The sequence below is a fragment of the Pseudarthrobacter sp. SORGH_AS 212 genome (genome assembly GCF_030818145.1).
Classification (GTDB): Bacteria; Actinomycetota; Actinomycetes; order Actinomycetales; family Micrococcaceae; genus Arthrobacter.
Genome location: NZ_JAUTAA010000001.1, coordinates 166448 through 183610, shown reverse-complemented (window position 1 = coordinate 183610; position 17163 = coordinate 166448). Strand labels below are relative to the sequence as shown.

16 protein-coding genes are annotated in these 17163 nt (G+C 68.8%); 4 read left to right on the top strand and 12 right to left on the bottom strand.

Features of this window, described 5'->3' with window-relative positions:
- Positions 1-96 precede the first annotated feature (96 nt).
- The 3 genes from QE394_RS00845 to QE394_RS00835 are packed head-to-tail and all read left to right on the top strand — an operon-like array spanning position 97 to position 3362.
- A complete protein-coding gene (locus tag QE394_RS00845; protein WP_349033521.1) occupies positions 97-939 on the top strand; it encodes an ECF transporter S component in 843 nt (280 codons plus the stop codon).
- A gap of 12 nt (positions 940-951) precedes the next feature.
- Complete coding sequence (locus tag QE394_RS00840; protein ID WP_349033520.1) at positions 952-1695, top strand: energy-coupling factor transporter transmembrane component T; 744 nt, start codon at positions 952-954, stop codon at positions 1693-1695.
- Between the two features lie 2 nt (positions 1696-1697).
- Positions 1698-3362: an ABC transporter ATP-binding protein gene (locus QE394_RS00835; RefSeq protein WP_349033519.1), complete on the top strand. Its 1665-nt coding sequence runs from the start codon at positions 1698-1700 to the stop codon at positions 3360-3362.
- Positions 3363-3388: 26 nt separating this feature from the next.
- Here the strand turns inward: QE394_RS00835 and QE394_RS00830 are convergent, their stop codons facing one another.
- From QE394_RS00830 to QE394_RS00790, 9 genes are all read right to left on the bottom strand, one after another.
- On the bottom strand, positions 3389-5554 hold the full coding sequence (locus QE394_RS00830; protein WP_349033518.1) for a 3-hydroxyacyl-CoA dehydrogenase NAD-binding domain-containing protein: 2166 nt from the start codon (positions 5552-5554) through the stop codon (positions 3389-3391).
- A complete protein-coding gene (locus QE394_RS00825; protein ID WP_349033517.1) occupies positions 5551-6846 on the bottom strand; it encodes an acetyl-CoA C-acyltransferase in 1296 nt (431 codons plus the stop codon). The genes QE394_RS00830 and QE394_RS00825 overlap by 4 nt, the downstream gene beginning before the upstream one ends.
- Positions 6847-6973: 127 nt before the next feature.
- Positions 6974-8305, bottom strand: a complete 1332-nt coding sequence (locus tag QE394_RS00820) for an HRDC domain-containing protein (RefSeq protein WP_349033516.1) — start codon at positions 8303-8305, stop codon at positions 6974-6976.
- Between the two features lie 70 nt (positions 8306-8375).
- Positions 8376-9026 (bottom strand): DUF3000 domain-containing protein, encoded by a 651-nt coding sequence (locus QE394_RS00815; protein WP_056084653.1) that lies wholly within the window; start codon positions 9024-9026, stop codon positions 8376-8378.
- Between the two features lie 55 nt (positions 9027-9081).
- Positions 9082-10179: a low specificity L-threonine aldolase gene (locus QE394_RS00810; protein WP_261620544.1), complete on the bottom strand. Its 1098-nt coding sequence runs from the start codon at positions 10177-10179 to the stop codon at positions 9082-9084.
- 73 nt (positions 10180-10252) lie between these two features.
- Complete coding sequence (locus tag QE394_RS00805; protein WP_056084649.1) at positions 10253-10987, bottom strand: SDR family NAD(P)-dependent oxidoreductase; 735 nt, start codon at positions 10985-10987, stop codon at positions 10253-10255.
- The gene (locus QE394_RS00800; protein ID WP_349033515.1) at positions 10984-12348 is read right to left on the bottom strand and encodes a DUF6421 family protein; all 1365 of its coding nucleotides are present in this window, start codon (positions 12346-12348) and stop codon (positions 10984-10986) included. The genes QE394_RS00805 and QE394_RS00800 overlap by 4 nt, the downstream gene beginning before the upstream one ends.
- Before the next feature lie 235 nt (positions 12349-12583).
- Positions 12584-13120, bottom strand: coding sequence for a peptide-methionine (R)-S-oxide reductase MsrB (msrB, locus tag QE394_RS00795; protein ID WP_200937930.1), 537 nt, complete (start codon positions 13118-13120; stop codon positions 12584-12586).
- Between the two features lie 14 nt (positions 13121-13134).
- A complete protein-coding gene (locus tag QE394_RS00790) occupies positions 13135-13626 on the bottom strand; it encodes a hypothetical protein (protein WP_261620537.1) in 492 nt (163 codons plus the stop codon).
- Positions 13627-13763: 137 nt separating this feature from the next.
- Between QE394_RS00790 and QE394_RS00785 the strand changes: the two genes are divergently transcribed.
- A complete protein-coding gene (locus tag QE394_RS00785; protein WP_349033514.1) occupies positions 13764-15041 on the top strand; it encodes an alpha/beta fold hydrolase in 1278 nt (425 codons plus the stop codon).
- Here QE394_RS00785 and ybaK read toward each other — a convergent pair whose 3' ends face one another.
- The 3 genes from ybaK to QE394_RS00770 are packed head-to-tail and all read right to left on the bottom strand — an operon-like array spanning position 15042 to position 16994.
- Positions 15042-15566, bottom strand: a complete 525-nt coding sequence (gene ybaK / locus QE394_RS00780; RefSeq protein ID WP_268158018.1) for a Cys-tRNA(Pro) deacylase — start codon at positions 15564-15566, stop codon at positions 15042-15044.
- A 12-nt stretch (positions 15567-15578) separates the two neighbouring features.
- On the bottom strand, positions 15579-16043 hold the full coding sequence (locus tag QE394_RS00775; RefSeq protein WP_056084635.1) for a SufE family protein: 465 nt from the start codon (positions 16041-16043) through the stop codon (positions 15579-15581).
- Positions 16044-16070: 27 nt separating this feature from the next.
- Positions 16071-16994, bottom strand: coding sequence for a sulfurtransferase (locus QE394_RS00770; protein ID WP_056084633.1), 924 nt, complete (start codon positions 16992-16994; stop codon positions 16071-16073).
- Between the last annotated feature and the right edge of the window lie 169 nt (positions 16995-17163).

Below are 17163 nucleotides of genomic sequence, written 5' to 3'. Positions count from 1 at the left end.
GGTTCATTCCGGCGCCTGCCGCCGAGGTGACATAGGCGGCGTTCCGCACGGCCCGGTTCTTCCGTGCCGTCCGTGCCGCACCCCAAAGGAACCTTCATGTCATCGCCCTCCCTGACGCTGCCGTCCCCGGCGCCCGCCGCTGCCCGCCGGCGCCGGCTACTGGAAATCCTCGGTGCCCTGGCAATTGCCGGCACCTACGTCTTCCTGGTCCTCAACCAGCCCGCCGACATTACCGGCGGCCCCGGCAGCGCTTCGGCGCTGATTGCCCTTTCCGGTTTCCTGGTGGGTGCCATCCTGCTGATCATTGCCGTGCTGCCCAGCCTGCCGGCGTCCACCGTCGTGCTGATTCCTGTGGCCCTGGTCCTGAACATCGTGCTGGGCCAGTTCGTCGGCAGCACGCTGGTGCCTTTCTACCTGGACGCGATCGGTACGGTCCTGATCGCAGTGCTGGCCGGTCCCGCCGCGGGTGCGGCCACCGGGGCACTCAGCAGCATCGTCTGGTCCTTCTTCAATCCCACGGTCCTGCCTTTCGCCGCCGGCGCTGCGCTGATCGGCTGCCTCGCCGGCCTTGCTGCACGGTACGGGCTGTTCCGCCGTTTCTACCTGGCACCCGTTGCCGGCTTCGCCACCGGCATCATCGGCGGCGTCGTCTCAGCACCTGTGGCCGCCTTCGTCTTCGGCGGCACCTCGGGGGTGGCAACCGGGGCCATCGTCAGCGCCTTCCGGTCGATGGGCGACACCCTGCTGGCCGCCATCACCAAGCAGGCACTTATTTCCGACCCCATGGACAAGGCCATCGTCTTCACCGTGGTTGCCGTCCTGGTGTATGCGCTGCCGCGCCGGACCAGGTTCCAGTTCCCGTTTGTGCGCCGGCACCGCGTCCTGGCCGGAAAGACTCCGGGAGAGGGTGCAGGGCAGGATTCGACGCCCGCGTCCTGAATCCCGTTTCCCATGCGCCTCCACCCGCTGACCGGCCTCGCCGCGGCCGGCAGCACAGCCGTGATCACGACGGCGGCGGGCAGTTGGCCGCTGTCCCTCGCCGTCGTTGCGGGTGCCCTCGCCGTGTCCGCCGCGGGCGGCACGGCCCGCCGGCTGCTTCCGGCGGCTGCGGCAGTGCTGGTGCCGCTGACCCTGTCCCTCCTGATGGTGCACGGGCTGGCGTATCCCGAGGGCCGCACTGTCCTGGCCGAGTGGGGCCCTGCCCGGGTCACGGCCGAAGGACTCGGTTTCGCCCTGCAGCGGGGCGTGCAGGTATGCGCCGCCGTGCTGGCGCTGCTGGCCTTCTCCTTCAGCGTCAGCGTCCCTGACCTGGTAGCCGCCATGAATGCCAAGGGAGTCAGCGGACGGTTCGCCTTCGTGCTGGCCTCCACGCTCACCCTGCTGCCGGCCATCGCAGCGCAGGCGGAGCATATCCGCACCGCCCAGGAAGCCCGCGGGCTCGTGATCCGCCGGGGGCTGGTCCACCGGGCGGCCGCATTCCGCCTGCAGGCTGTACCGCTGGTCCTGGCACTTGTGGATGATGCCGGTACCCGCGCCGCTGCACTGGAAGCACGTGGTTTCAGCAGCAGCGGACCCCGGACCAGCTACCGCACCGTCCCGGACTCCACCGCCCAGCGCCTCCTGCGCGCTGTGTTGCTGCTCGCTGCGGCTGCCGCCGTCGTCCTGCGGCTGTTGACCTCAGCAGCGGGAGGCTAGGCGTGCCCCTTCCAACCGGTCCGGTCCTGGAGGCCGGCATCCAGAGCTTCACATTCCACGACGGCGGCGGCCCCGTCCTGGAGAGGATCGGGTTCGCCGCCGCGCCGGGCACCCTGACGGCGGTACTGGGCGCGTCAGGCAGCGGAAAAACCACCCTGGGACGGTTGCTGGCAGGCTGGCTGACGCCAGGAAGCGGCGGCACCCTGCACGGCTACCTGGAGCTGGGAGGCACGCGGCTGGACTTCGGGAGCGGACGGGCAGACGCCGGCGCTAACGGCCAGCACCGGGTGGAACCCCGCATCGACCCCGCCAAGTGGGGCCGGCAGGTGGGCTTCGTCCCCCAGGACGCGGCAGCGGCCCTTTCCACTGTCAGGGCTACGGTCGCCGAGGAACTGGCTTTCGGGCTGGAGAATGCAGGAGTACCCCGCCCCGCCATGGTTGCCGCGGTGGCACGCACGGCAGGCCTCCTGGGGCTCACCGGGCTGCTTGACAGGAACCCGGCCCGGCTCTCCGGCGGGCAGCTGCGGCGCCTGGCCATTGGCTGCGCCGTCATCAGCGGGCCTGCCGTGCTGGTCATGGACGAGCCGTTCGCCTCCCTGGACGCGGCAGGGGCTCATGAACTGGCGGCCCTGGTGCGGCACCTCGTGGCGTCTGGAACCGCCGTCGTGATCCTGAGCCAGGTGATCGACGGGCTCCTGCTCGCAGCGGACCAGTGGCTGGTGCTCGCTAACGGGACCATGGCAGCCGCGGGCGATCCTGGCAGCCTCGGCCCGGAGACCGGCCTGGTTCCTGCGGGAATCCGGCGGGTGGGTGGCGCCGCGGGGGTTGACCGGGGCGCCCTGCCAACCGCGCGAACGGCCCCAGCCGCCTCAGGCAATGCGGAGGTTCCAGCCGCAGCAGGCACCGCCGCGGTTCCAGCGGCGCCGCGGGAGACAGCCGGAGCCGGCGCGGCGTTGGAGCTGCGTGACGTCTCCTTCAGATATGGTCCGGACGCCAGGCGGCCCCGCAACAAAGGCCACTGGCTGGCCCGCAGCAGGAACGCCGCCCAGCCACCCCGGCAGCCCCTGGTCCTGGCGGGCATCAACCTGGCGGTGCGTCCGGGGGAGATTGTTGCCGTCACGGGGCCCAACGGTGCGGGCAAGTCGACCCTCCTGCGGCACCTGAACGGGCTGCTGCGGCCGACAACCGGCTCCGTGCTGGTGAACAGCAGCGACATCGCGGGACGTGCGGCGGGGGAGACTGCCGCCGCGGTGGGCCTGCTCTTCCAGCATCCCCGCGACCAGTTGTTCGAACGGACGCTCCTGCGTGAGGTCCGCTTCGGCCTGGACCGCCTGGCCGGCGCTGCCGCAGCAGGCGAACGGGCTGCGGCCGCGCTGGCGGCGGTCGGGCTTCAAGGTGCCGCCCACGGACACCCCGCTGAGCTGCCCGCGTCAGGCCAGCGGCTGCTGGCACTGGCCACCGTCCTGGCCCGGAAGCCATCGGTCATCGCCCTTGACGAGCCCACCGTGGCACTGGACGGCGACGGCCTGGCCGTGCTGGACGCAGCCGTCCGCTCCGCGGCCGCGGAGGGGGCCGCCGTCGTACTGGTCACCCATGACCTGGACTATGCACGGACGGCGGCCCACCGCCTGGTGGCCCTCGACGGCGGCCGGCTCACGGAGCGCTGAGCGGCGGCCCGCAGGCCGCGGCCGGCCTAGCCGGCGGCCGGACCCGACGCCACGCCGGGCGGGAGGAACCGCTTGCCGTTGACCCGTTCGGAGGCACCCACCCGGTCGAGGTACGGTGTGATGCCACCGAGGAACATGGGCCACCCGGCGCCCAGGATCATGCAGAGATCGAGGTCTTCCGGTCCTGCCACCACGCCTTCGTCCAGCATGAGTCCGATTTCTTCCGCCAGGGCGTCCTGCGTGCGCCGCAGCACCTGGCCGGCGGTGGAGGGGCTGGTGCCGAAAGACATCAGCGACAGGGTGGAGTCCGGGATGGCCACCGACCCGTCCGGCCCGGTTTCCCAAAGGCCCTTCACACCGTTGTCGATCAGCTTGTGGAGGTTGGCGGACACCGGGAACCGGTCACCGAAGGCAGCGTTCAGCGACTCCTGGACGTGCTGGGCCACCGGCAGGCCCACCATAGCCAGCAGCGTGAAGGGGGACATCGGCAGGCCCATCGGCTTCAGGGCGCTGTCCGCCGCATCGGCCGGTGTTCCTTCATCGAAGGCGGCCGTCACCTCGCCCATCAGGCGCAGCAGGATCCGGTTGACCACGAAGGCGGCGGCGTCCTTGACCAGGACGCCGGTCTTCTTCAACGTCTTTGCGAGTTCGAAGGCGGTGGCCAGTACGGCGTCATCGGTCCGCGGGGCGCGGACGATCTCCAGCAGCGGCATCACGGCCACCGGATTGAAGAAGTGGAACCCCACCAGCCGTTCCGGGTGCTGCAGGTCCTCGGCCATGGCCGTCACCGAGAGCGACGACGTGTTGGTGGCGAGGATGCAGTCTGCCGAAACGACGGCCTCCAGCTCTGCGAACACCTGCTTCTTGACGCTGAGTTCCTCAAAGACCGCCTCGATCACGAAATCAGCATCCGTGAAGGCCTCCTTGGACACCGAGCCGGACACCAGCGCCTTGGTGCGGTTGGCGGCGTCCGCACTGATCCGCTTCTTCGCCAGCAGTTTGTCCACTTCGCCGTGGACGTAGCCAACGCCCTTGTCCACCCGGGCCTGGTCAATGTCGGTCAGTACCACCGGCACCTTCAGCTGGCGGGCAAACAGCAGCGCCAGCTGGCCGGCCATCAGGCCGGCTCCCACCACACCGACTTTGGTGACGGGGCGGGCGAGTTTCCGGTCGGGGGCGCCGGCGGGACGCTTGGACCGTTTCTGGACGAGGTCCAGGAAGGCGTAGACGGTGGCGCGGAATTCATCAGTCTGCATCAGCCCGGCCAGTGTCTCGCATTCGACGGCTGCCGATTCTGACTGGTTCATGGTGCGGTTGGCTTCCATCAGGTCCAGGACCTTGCCCGGGGCGGGCGCCGCATTCGACGTCTTGGACTCCACGAACTTCCGGCCCGCAGCCACCGCGGCGGCCCAGCGGCCTGCGGTGTCCGGGTGGGAAGGGTCGACGGCGTTGGCGCGTTCCGGGACCAGCTCGCCGGAGATGACTTTCGCGGCCCAGGCAAGGGACTGCTCCAGGAAGTCGGCGGGCTCGAACAGGGCATCCGCGATGCCAAGGTCGAAGGCCTGCGGGCCGCTGAGGGTCCGGTTGTTGCTGAGCGGGTTCTCGATCATCACCTTGACGGCGTTCTCAGGCCCGACCAGGCGGGGGAGCAGGTAGACGCCGCCCCAGCCCGGGACCAGCCCCAGGAGGGCTTCGGGGAGGGCCAGGGCGCCGGCGCCCGTGGACACGGTGCGGTAGGTGGACTGGAGTGCGATTTCCAGTCCGCCGCCAAGGGCGGTGCCGTTGATGAACGCGAAGCTGGGAACGCCCAGGTTGGCCAGCGTTGCATACACATCGTGGCCCAGTTGGGCCATGTGGAGTCCGTGCTCGCGCTCTTCCAGCGATTTCACCGCAGAGAGGTCTGCTCCGGCCACGAGGTAGTAGGGCTTGCCGGTAACCCCGACGCCGGTGATCTCACCGCGGGCGGCACGGTCCCGCAGGCCTTCCAGCACCGTGCCGAGTTCCACGAGCGTGTTGGGACCCAGTGTGGTGGGTTTGCCGTGGTCCAGGCCGTTGTCCAGCGTGACCAGGGCAAACGTTCCGGGGCTCTCCGCGCCTGGGGCAGCCGGAAGCGGAATGTCCTGGACGTAGGAATGGGTGACGGTTTCGTTGGGGAACAGGCTGGCGAATCCGGTGAAATCTGCGGCGCTCATGCTGTGGCTCCTTCGGTCTGGACTGCTGCCGGGGCGGTGGTTGCTGTTCCTGCGGTGCCGGTGCCGCCACTGTAATCGGCGTGGTGCGGGTTTTCCCAGATAACGGTCCCGCCCATCCCGAGTCCCACGCACATGGCGGTGATGCCGTAGCGCACTGACGGGTCCTCTTCGAACTGGCGGGCCAGTTGGGTCATCAGCCGGACGCCGGAGGAGGCGAGGGGGTGGCCCACGGCAATCGCGCCGCCGTAGCGGTTAACCCGGGGGTCGTCGTCGGCAATGCCGAAGTGGTCCAGGAAGCTCAGGACCTGGACGGCGAACGCCTCGTTGATCTCGAAGAGGCCGATGTCGCCGATGGTGAGGCCCGCGTTCTGCAGTGCCTTCTCGGTGGCCGGGACCGGGCCGATGCCCATGACTTCAGGCTCCACGCCGGCGTAGGCGTAGCTGACCAGCCGCATCTTCACCGGGAGGCCAAGCTCAGCCGCCGCTTCACCCGAGGCCAGGACGGCGGCGGTTGCGCCGTCGTTGAGGCCCGCGGAATTGCCGGCGGTTACGCGGCCGTGCGCGCGGAAGGGAGTGCGGAGTCCGGCGAGGTCGGAAATGGTGGTCCCGGGACGTGGCGGTTCGTCCACGCTGTGTACGGTCCATCCCTGGCCCGGTTTCCGGCCGGCTACCGGCACCAGGTCGGGCTGGATCCGGCCCTCGCGGTAGGCTGCGGCCAGCTTGTCCTGGGATGCGACGGCGTAGGCGTCGCTGCGCTGCTTCGTGATGGCGGGGAAGCGGTCGTGCAGGTTCTCGGCGGTGTTGCCCATGTTCAGGGCGGCGGGGTCCACCAGCCGTTCGGACATGAAACGGGGGTTCGGGTCGGCGCCGGAGCCCATGGGGTGGTTGCCCATGTGCTCCACTCCGCCGGCGATGACGACGTCGTACGCGCCGAAACCGATGCCGCCGGCCGTGGACGTCACGGCGGTCATGGCGCCGGCACACATGCGGTCCACGGCAAAGCCCGGGACGGTGCGTGGCAGTCCGGCCAGCAGCGCAGCGGTCCTGCCCAGGGTGAGGCCCTGGTCGCCGGTCTGGGTGGTGGCGGCAATGGCCACCTCATCCACCCGCTCCGGCGGCAGCGAGGGGTTCCTGCGCAGCAGCTCGCGGATGCACTTTACGATCAGGTCGTCGGCGCGGGTACCGGCATGGATCCCCTTCTCACCGGCCCGGCCGAAGGGCGTGCGGAGGCCGTCAACAAAGACGACGTCGCGGACAGTGCGCCGGGGGGCGCCGCTTCCGGTGTGGCTCACGTGTAACTCCTCATCGAGACGTAGGCGCCGCGCACATGCCGAAGGACGGCAGGGTGTGCGGCAGTACGTCCGATGTTACTCGCGAGTAACTTAGGCTGCAAGGCCAGAGTGACAGGGCGCCGGAAGGCTAGCTGCCCGCGGCGACCGCGGCTTTTTGCTCTTTGGGCGGAAGCGGCTGTGGGTCCAGGAATGCGCGGGTGATGAGCGGGGCGGTGAGCTCCACCTGCCACTCGCGCGCACCGAGTCCGCGCAGCTCACCGGCTACCGACTCTTCGCTGATCGCTGCCGGCGGGCGCCATGCAACCCGGCGGAGGTAGTCGGGCGTGAGCAGGTTTTCCACCGGGAGGTTCAGCTGGTCGGCGCGCTCCTGCAGCAGCGGCCTGGCCGTGGCGAGCCTTGCGGCAGCCTCGGGGTCGCGTTCCGCCCAGACCCTGGGCGGCGGCGGGGCGTTGGTTGCCAGATGCAGCGGGGGAAGGTCGTCCAGGTCCCGGGCGGCGGCGATGCAACGGAGCCAGCGCGGAGCCTCACGCTGCGCCGCACGGCCGTGGAAGCCCTTGGTCCCCAGGAGCTGGGGAACGGTGGCGGGCATGGCCTTGGCGGCGGACACCAGTGCGGAGTCCGGGATCAGCCGGCCGGGTGCGACGTCGCGCTTGCGGGCCAGCGCGTCGCGTTCCAGCCACAGTTCCCTGACGGCGGCCAGCTGGCGCCGGTCCCTGATCTGGTGCAGGCCGGAGGTCTTCCGCCACGGGTCCAGCCGCGGCGGAGCGATGCCCGCTGCCAGGATCGCGGCAAACTCCTGCTCGGCATACTCCAGCTTGCCGTCGGCCTGGAGCAGTTCCACCAGCTCTTCCCGCAGCTCACTGAGGACCTCGACGTCAAGGGCTGCGTAGCGCAGCCACGGCTCCGGGAGGGGGCGGGTGGACCAGTCGGCGGCGGAGTGTTCCTTGGCCAGGCCGAAGCCAAGCAGCTGTTCGATGACGGCGGCAAGGCCCACGCGGGGAAGCCCTGCCAGCCGGGCGGCGAGTTCTGTGTCGAAGAGTTTGTCCGGCCACATGCCCAGCTCCGACAGGCAAGGAAGGTCCTGGGTTGCGGCGTGCAGGATCCACTCGACGCCGCGGAGCGCATCGTTAATAATGGCGAGGTCATCAAAAGGCTCGGGATCGATCAGCCAGGTGCCGGCGCCTTCGCGGCGGATCTGCACGAGGAAGGCACGCTGGCCGTAGCGGAATCCGGAGGCTCGCTCTGCGTCCACTCCTGCCGGTCCGGTTCCTGCAGCGATGGCGGCTGCGCAGCGTTCCAGCCCTGCCTGGGTCTCAATGACCAGGGGGACGCCCTCACGGGGTGCATCGAGTTCGATGATTTCGGGGATGGGGCTGTCGAAGCCCTCCACGGTGATATGGGGTGCGGTATCAGCAGCCGGAGCGCCGGCCGTGGTGTTTTCCGGGTTGTTAGGGGTCATGATGCCCCCAGTTTACCGGTCCTGCGCGCCGGCAGTCCGCTGGCCGGCTCCCGGCAGGGCTGGACGGGCGTCAGTTCCGGCGCCGTTGCGGCAGGGGCGTGACGCCGTCGGGCAGGGGCGGGAGGCCCGCGAAGGTGCACACCATATCGGACCAGGCTTCGAGGTGTGCCGTGACGTCCGGTGTGGCGGGTGTCCAGGACGCCCGCAGTTCGATGTCGATCGTCCCGGGCCGTTCGGAGAGGGTCCCGAAGCTTTCGGACAGGACCCGGGTGGCGGTCCCGCCGGCGGCCCGGTAGGGGGCGTTGTGGTTTTCCAGGGCCTCCACCAGCCAGGTCCAGGCCACCGTACCGAGCATCTCGTCGTTGCCCATGTCCGGTTCGAGCTCCGCACGGATATAGGTGACGATCCTGAATTCCCCGTCCCACACTGCAGAGCCTTCGGGGTCGTGCAGCAGGATGAAGCGCCCGGTGGCGAGCTCCGTGTCGCTGTCCTCCGCGGTCCCGGCGGCCGCCAGGGCCATTGCCGCCGGTCCGTGCAGGGGAGGTGCTGCGGTCCCGGCGCCCTGGGCCATGACTTCCGCGCCCAGGGCGACGGCGAAGGGTGCCAGGCGGGCCGGCGCGGGGATTTCCGCGAGGTGGAGTTCCTTGCGGCACCGGGCTTTCCTGAGGGTTCCCAGAGCGTGGAGGAAATCCGGGGGAACCTGGTCAAGTGCGTTCACCATGGCAGATTACGCAACCCTTCAGCGCTGTCCGGGGAGGCTCGCCGTCACGTGCGCCTCAGCCGGCCTGCCCGCCGTCGTAGTCACGCAGTTCGTGGCGGATGGCGGCGATGAACGAATCCACGTCCTCTTCGGTGGTGTCGAACGAACACATCCAGCGCACTTCCCTGGCGGCTTCGTCCCAGTCGTAGAACCGGAAGGATGCACGGAGCCGGTCCGCCACTCCTTCGGGCAGCACGGCAAAGACTCCGTTGGACTCCGTCTTCTGGGTGGGCCGGACGCCGTCGATGGTGTCCACGGCGGCGCGGAGCCTGGAAGCCATCGCGTTGGCATGGGAGGCCGAACGCAGCCAGAGGCCGCCTTCGAGCAGGGCAATGAACTGGGCGGACATGAAGCGCATTTTGGATGCCAGCTGCATGTTCATCTTGCGCAGGTACACCAGGCCGTGGGCGGCTTCTGGGTTCAGCGCCACCACCACCTCGCCGAACAGCAGGCCGTTCTTGGTGCCGCCGAAGGAGAGGATGTCGACGCCGGCGTCCCGGGTGAAGGCCCGCAGCGGCACCTGCAGGTGGGCTGCGGCGTTCGCCAGCCGGGCACCGTCCATGTGCAGCTTCATGCCCTTGGCGTGGACATGGTCGGCTATGGCGCGCACTTCCTCCGGGGTGTAGCACGTGCCCAGTTCGGTGGTCTGGGTGATCGAGACGGCCAGCGGCTGTGCGCGGTGCTCGTCACCCCAGCCCCACGCCTCCTTGTCGATCAGTTCCGGAGTCAGCTTTCCGTCCGGGGTGGGGACCTGCAGCAGCTTGATGCCGCCGATGCGTTCCGGTGCCCCGTTTTCGTCCATGTTGATGTGGGCTGTGGAGGCGCACACCACGGCCCCCCAGCGGGGGAGTAGAGACTGCAGCGAGAGGACGTTCGCCCCGGTTCCGTTGAACACGGGGAAGCATTCGATGCCTGGCCCGAAGTGTTCCTCCATGATCTCGTGCAGCCGCGAGGTGTAGTCGTCCTCGCCGTAGGACACCTGGTGGCCTTCGTTGGCGGCGGCAAGCGCCGCAAGGATCTCCGGGTGGACGCCGGAGTAGTTGTCCGAGGCGAAGCCCCGCACGTTGGGGTCGTGCAGCCGAAGGGCCGCGCCGGTCTCTGCTGTGGTTGTCATGGCTTTGCTCACATTCCCAGTCTATGTATGGCTTGCGGGGCGGGCTGCCCCTGTGCGGCGGGGTCCTGACGGGTCACGGAGCCAGCCGGACCCGGGTGCCGTTCAGCTCGACCGCCGGGGCGTCGAACAGCCCCACCACCGCTGCCGCGAGTTCGGCCACGTCCGTGGCTCCCGGGAACGTCCGCTCCGGGTGGCTGCGGCGCAGCCCGTCGTCCACGAGGGCCTTCACCACGAGGACGACGGCGGCCGCCTGCCCGTCGCCGCCGGTCGCGGCCGCGCGGCGGAAACCGTCCGCCACGGCCATGGTCCACGCTTCGGCGGCAGCTTTGGCGGCCACGTAGTTGGCCACGCTGGCCGCCGGACTTTCCACGGCAGTCGAGGAGACCATGGCGAACCTGCCGTGCGGGGAGGCGGCGATGTCGTCAAAAAACACCCGCGTGATGTTGCGCAGCGTCGTGACGGCACCCCGCTCGAGGAAATCCCAGTCCTCGTCGGACTGGTCGGGGATTCCCTGCGCTCCCCGCCATCCGCCCACCAGGTGGATGACGGCGTCGACGGCCCCGGCCTGGAGCGCGACGTCGTCGCGGAGCTGCCTGACGTCGTCGAGCCGGGCGAGGTCGCACGTGAGAGGCGTGACGCCGTCGCCCGCCTGTTGTGCTGCTGCCTCGATCCGCTGCTGATCGGAACCCACCGTGATGACCCGGTGCCCGGCCGCGCGGAGGGCGCCCGCGACCGCAACCCCGGAGGCTCCGCTGCCGCCTGTGACGAGGACGGTGAAAGCCGGAAGCGAGCCGGAGGTTCCGCTCACAGCGCCGAACTGCCGGTGATGCCCGCGGTGGACTCGATGACAGGGCGCATCTTCTTCTCCAAAGCCTCGTAGAACATGGAGAGCGGGAATTCATCGTCCAACACCTGGTCGGTCAAGCCGCGCGGGGCACCGGACAGCGGGAGGGCGTCCGGGCCCTTTGCCCAGACGGACGCGGGGTTGGGCGTGACCGTGCCGGAGATGAGTTCGTAGGCGGCCAGCCAGTGGGCGGTCTTGGGCCGGTCGATGGAGCGCCAGTAGAGATCGTCAATGCGGGCACCCAGTGCCATTACCGCGTCCGGCACGCCGTCCCAGTCAATGGTGAGTCGGGTGTCGGTCCAGTGCAGGACGTGCTGCTGGTGCAGCCAGGCGAACAGCAGCTGGCCGCCCAGGCCGTCGTAGTTGCGGACGCGGCTGCCGGTGATGGCGAAGCGGAAGATCCTGTCGAAGATCACGGCATACTGCACCAGTTTGGCGTGCCGGCGGGCTTCGGGGTCCGCCTCGTCGTCCTTTTCGATGCGCACGGATTCCCGGAAGGCTGTGAGGTCGCAGCGGAGTTCTTCCAGTGAGTAAAGGAAGAAGGGCATGCGCTGCTTGATCATGAACGGATCGAAGGGCAGGTCGCCGCGCATGTGGGTCCGGTCGTGGATCAGGTCCCACATGACGAAGGTGGCCTCGGTCAGGTCCTGGTCGGCCAGCAGCTCAGCGGCGCCTTCGGGCAGTTCCAGGCGGGTGGTTTCCGCGGCGGCTTTGAGCACGCGCCGGAAGCGCGCAGCTTCGCGGTCGGCAAAGATTGCGCCCCAGGTGAAGGTGGGTGTGGTGCTGACGGCCACGGTTTCCGGGAAGAGGACTGCGGAGTTGGTGTCGTAGCCTGCGGTGAAGTCCACGAACCGGATGGGAACAAACAGTCTGTTGGAGTAGTCGCCCGCCTCCAGGCCGGCGATGAACTCCGGCCAGATGACCTCGATGAGGACGGCCTCCACCAGCCGGCTGCTGCTGCCGTTCTGGGTGTACATGGGGAAGATCACCAAGTGCTGGAGGCCGTCCTGCCGCTGCTCCTGGGGCTGGAAGGACAGCAGCGAAGAGAGGAAGTCCGGAACAAGAAATCCGCCGGCCACCCAGGCCGTGAAGTCGGCGCAGACGGTGTCCAGGTACGTGGCATCGTGCGGGAAGGCTGGAGCGAGGGCCCGGACGGCGTCCACGATGGTGTCCACGTGCAGTGCTGCCGTGGTGTGGCTGGCCGCATCCGGCACGGAGCCGTCCGGGGCCTGCAGGGCCTGGAGGGCCGACGCTGCGGTCCGGAGCCGGAGCCAGTCCTGGTTGTCCGCGGAAATCCGGGGGACGGCGGTGAGGGTTTCAGTCATCGTCGCTGCCTTTCTGGGCGTTGCTTGCTTCTCTCTTCGGAGCGTAGCAAGCAACAAGCAGAACTAATCTGAAAAGCGGTTGAGACTAAGAAATACTATTTCTCAGCGCCATGGTCGTCCCGTTGAGCCTGCACCGCGCTGGGGGATGGTCGCTCTGCGCACGCCCTTAACGGGCCGGCGGGCGGGCCAGGCCTGGCTGACCGCCGCGCCCGGCCCGCCGGCACTGGCAGCTGAATCAGCCTGCCGTTGTGCCGTCCGCCGCCACTGCCCCGTCCTTCGGGACGAGTCGCAGTGAAACGGAGTTGATGCAGTAGCGCTGGTCCGTGGGAGTACCGTAGCCCTCGCCGTCGAACACGTGGCCCAGGTGTGAATCGCAGGCGCCGCAGCGGACCTCCACGCGGTCCATCCCCATGGTCCGGTCGTGAATGTAGCGGACGGTACCCTCGGCCAGAGGGGCCCAGAACGACGGCCAGCCGCAGTGCGAATCGAACTTCTCATTGCTGGTGAACAGTTCGGTCCCGCAGGCCCGGCACTGATACACGCCCGCAGTGTGCGTGTCCCAGTACTCGCCGGTGTAAGGGCGCTCGGTACCCGCCTGCCGGAGGACGCGGTACTCCTCGGGTGTCAGTTCTTCGCGCCACTGCGCATCGGACTTCTGCACGGCGGCCCCGTCCCCGCCGTCCTGCCCTCCGGTGCCGTGGGTATCGGCTGCCGGGTCCGCGACAGCGTGGGTGGCCTTGTTTCCGAAAATGTTGTTTCCGAAGATACTCATGCTGTGGTCAACGCCTAGGAGTCGCCGATAAATCCCGATCCTGCGTACAGGTGCAGGACGGGAATGCCGAGCTGGTCCTGGGCCTTGTTCGCCCAGTCGGTGTGGAAGGTATCGGACACCGCGTGCGGCCGCGTGATCACCACTGCCTGCGCGGCGCCGGTGTCCCGGACCTTGGCCACCAGTCCGTTGACCGCACCGCCGTCCACCACCTCGCCGTCGACTCCGGCCCCCAGTCCTTCCAGGGCGGCAAGTGAGGCAGACAAAGTCTCCGTGGCGTGGGCGCGTTCCTCTGCGGGGTCCGGCGCGCGGGAGGTGAGTTCGCGGAAAGCCGCGGCAATTTCCAGCAGGGAGAGGTGTTCGAGGAAATCCACCAGCAGGTGCCGCTCGGTATTGGCTGGAACAAGGACCAGCAGCCGGGAGTCTGCTCCGTCCACCAGGCGTTCGATGTTCAGGCGGTCGTCCGCCCCCAGTGGCTCTTCGGTCAGGATGACGATGGGTTCACTCATGGCCTTAGCCTAGCCCTGTAGGTGGGGCGCCGCACCAACCCGTACACGGGCCTGCCACGGTGCACAGGAGCCGTTCCACACAGGACCCGCCCGGGCCGGAATGCGGTGATCCTTGAGCTGACGGTAAGAATAGGAGCATGGCTTCTTATCTGCGGACGCGCCCGGAGCACACTGCCCACACCCCGGAAACAGGGGGCATGTCGCTGGGGACCCGATGGGCTATCGCCGGTGCCATCGCGGGAAGTTCCCTGACCGGGCTCCTGGCTGCGGGTTCGTCCGCGCTCGCCGTGTATTTCGCCCGCCGCGTCATTACGCCGGCACGGCAGCGGACGTCGGACCAGGAGGTCCTCGCAGTCATCCGCGACGGGCAAATGCAGCAGGTGATCCTGGCCGCCACGGACGACACCACGGTGGACGGCCGGTACGGCTTCTATTTCGACGGCGGCAGGGGGCACGCCAGGATAGGCCGCATCGTCTCGTACTCGCCGGCGGAGCGGACGGTGCTGCGAGAAGTCGAAGCGGTCTATGCCGGAGACCTCTCCGCCGCCCGCTGGGGCTGGTGGAGCGGCGCACTCTACCCTGACCCTGCCGCCGCCGGCTATTCAGCCGAAGAGGTGGCCATCCCCGTGGAACGCGGCGAGGCGCCGGCCTGGCTGGTCCGCGCCGGCGGGACCGCCCGGACCTGGGCTCTCATGGTCCACGGGCGCGGCGCAACCCGGCAGGAAGCGCTGCGCGCGGTGGGTCCGGCGCTGGAGCTGGGGCTGACCAGCCTGCTGCTCTCCTACCGCAATGACGGCCTGGCACCGTCGGCGGATGACGGCCGGTACGGACTGGGTTCCACGGAATGGCAGGACATTGAGGCGGCCATCGGGTATGCACTGGACAACGGTGCCGAGGAGATTGTGCTCTTTGGCTGGTCCATGGGCGGGGCCATCTGCCTGCAGGCAGCGGACCTGTCCCGGTACCGGCACCTGATCCGGGCCATGGTCCTTGACGCGCCGGTCATCGATTGGGTCAACGTCCTCGCCCACCATGCGCAGCTGAACCGGATTCCCTCGCTGGTGGGCCGGTACGGGCAGCTCATGCTGGGGCATCCGCTGGGGCGCAGGCTGACGGGATTGTCCGCGCCCGTGGACCTCAAGGCCATGGACTGGGTCTCACGCGCCGTCGAACTCCGGACCCCCACCCTGATCCTGCACAGCGTCGATGACGAGTACGTGCCCTATAAGCCGTCCGCGCTGCTGGCCGAGCGGAACCCCGAAATGGTGACCTTCGAAGCCTTCAACCACGCACGGCACACCAAGGAATGGAACGTGGACCCCGAGCGCTGGGAGCGGCTGGTGAAGGCGTGGCTGCGGCAGCAGCTCGCGCCGCGCCTCAACCCGGGTACCCGGCCGGGAGAGCAGCCGAGCTGATCAACCTGGCTGGCAAGCCTGGCCAGGCAGCGACGCGTTGCTGCCGATCGGCGCGGTGACTGCGTCGGTCAGCCGGACAAGGTCCAGCGGTGCGAGTTCGATATCCAGGCCGCGCCGGCCGCCGGACACGAGCATGGTGTCCAGCTCCAGGGCGGAGGAATCGAGCACTGTGGGGGAGGGGAGCCGTTGGCCAAGCGGTGAGATACCGCCCAGCACGTAGCCGGTCCGGCGCTGCGCGGCGGCCGGATCTGCCATGGCGGCCTTCTTTGCCCCCATCGCTGCAGCGAAGGCCTTCAGGTCCAGGGTCCCGCTGACGGGGACGATGCCCACGGCCAGCCTGCCTTCAACCTCCACCATCAGGGTCTTGAACACCCGTGCCGGATCGATCCCCAGGACTGCGGCCGCCTCCGCTCCGTAGCTGTCCGCGGCCGGATCATGGGAATAGGGGTGCAGCACGAAGGGAACCCCGGCGGCGGCAAGTGCCGCCGTGGCCGGGGTTCCCTGTCCAGTGCTTTTGCGTGCCACGTGGTGGTGGCGTCAGGCGCTGGCGCCGGACGCTGCAGCTACCTTGCGCTTGATCCTGCCCAGCATCGCCGTCATGCCCCTCATCCGGAGCGGGGTGATGGCCCGCGTGAGGCCCAGCAGTTCGGGCATATCATCCGGTACCGCAAGGATTTCCGCCGCCGAGAGCCCGTCCAGGCCTTCGTGCAGCACTCCGGCGAAGCCACGCGTGGTGGGCGCTTCGGCGGGGGCTTTGAAAAAGAGCCGGACGGCGGTGCCAGTACCGGCAGTGCCGTCCTTTTCCGTTTCGATGGTCAGGAACAGCGGCGACTGGCACTCCACTACCTGCTCCAGGAGTTCGGGATGGTTGGTGAGCCGTTCGGGAAGTTCCGGAAGCCCCTCCGAGAATTCGAGCAGTAGCTGCAGCCGCTCGGGCTCGGACAGGGCCTGGAAGTCGTCCACAATCGCCGCGAGGGCGGAAGGCAAGGCTTGAGTAGTCATCAGGGCAAGTTTACGCGGGAGCCTTCGTCAGACTCCAACGGCGACCGGGAAGGAGCCGCGCTCGGCGCCCTTGACAATGGGAACGCGGACGGCGTTGCCCCACTCGGTCCAGGAACCGTCATAGTTACGGACGGACTCGAAGCCCAGCAGGAACTTCAGTGCGAACCAGGTGTGGCTGGAACGCTCGCCGATGCGGCAGTAGGCCACCACGTCGTCGCCCGCGGCAAGGCCGGCCTCGCCGAGGTAAATGGCGTCAAGTTCTTCCCGGCTGCGGAACGTGCCGTCTTCGGCCGCTGCGCGGGCCCACGGCACAGAGGCAGCAGTGGGGATATGGCCGCCGCGCAGTGCGCCCTCTTCCGGGTACGCCGGCATGTGCGTGCGCTGGCCGGTGTACTCCTCGGCGGAGCGGACGTCGATCAGGGGCTTGCCCAGGTGGGCCAGCACGTCGTCCTTGAAGGCGCGGATGGGGGCGTCGTCGCGCTCCACCACGGGGTAGTCGCCCGTGGCGGGCGCAGGCTTGTCCCTGGTCAGGTCCCGGCCTTCGGCGATCCACTTGTCCCGGCCGCCGTCGAGCAGGCGCACGTCCTGGTGGCCGAACAGGGTGAAGACCCACAGGGCGTAGGCGGCCCACCAGTTGGACTTGTCGCCGTAGATCACCACGGTGGTGTCGCGGGAGATGCCCTTCGAGGCGGCCAGCTCAGCGAAGGCTGCGCCGTCAACGTAGTCGCGGGTGACGTCGTCGTTCAGATCGGTGTGCCAGTCGATCTTCACTGCGCCGGGGATGTGGCCGGTCTCGTACAGCAGCACGTCCTCGTCCGATTCCACGACCACCAGCTCACCGTTGGCAACGGCGCCGCTCTCCAGGGCGGAGGCAAGCCACTCGGTGGAAACCAGCCGCTCCGGGTGGGCATAGGCGGCGAACTTTTCATTCTGTTCAACGGGGTAGGGCATGGTGTTGGCCTTTCATCGAGGACACGGGAGGGCCGCGCAGTGCGGAAAACGGCTCCTGCATGGGGACCTTTCCCCACACTATCCAGCGGCAGATGCGTTGTCCGTATTCCGTTAACAGGACGAAATGTTGGCTTCATCACCCCTGGTGGTCCCGCCGACGCTGCGCCCG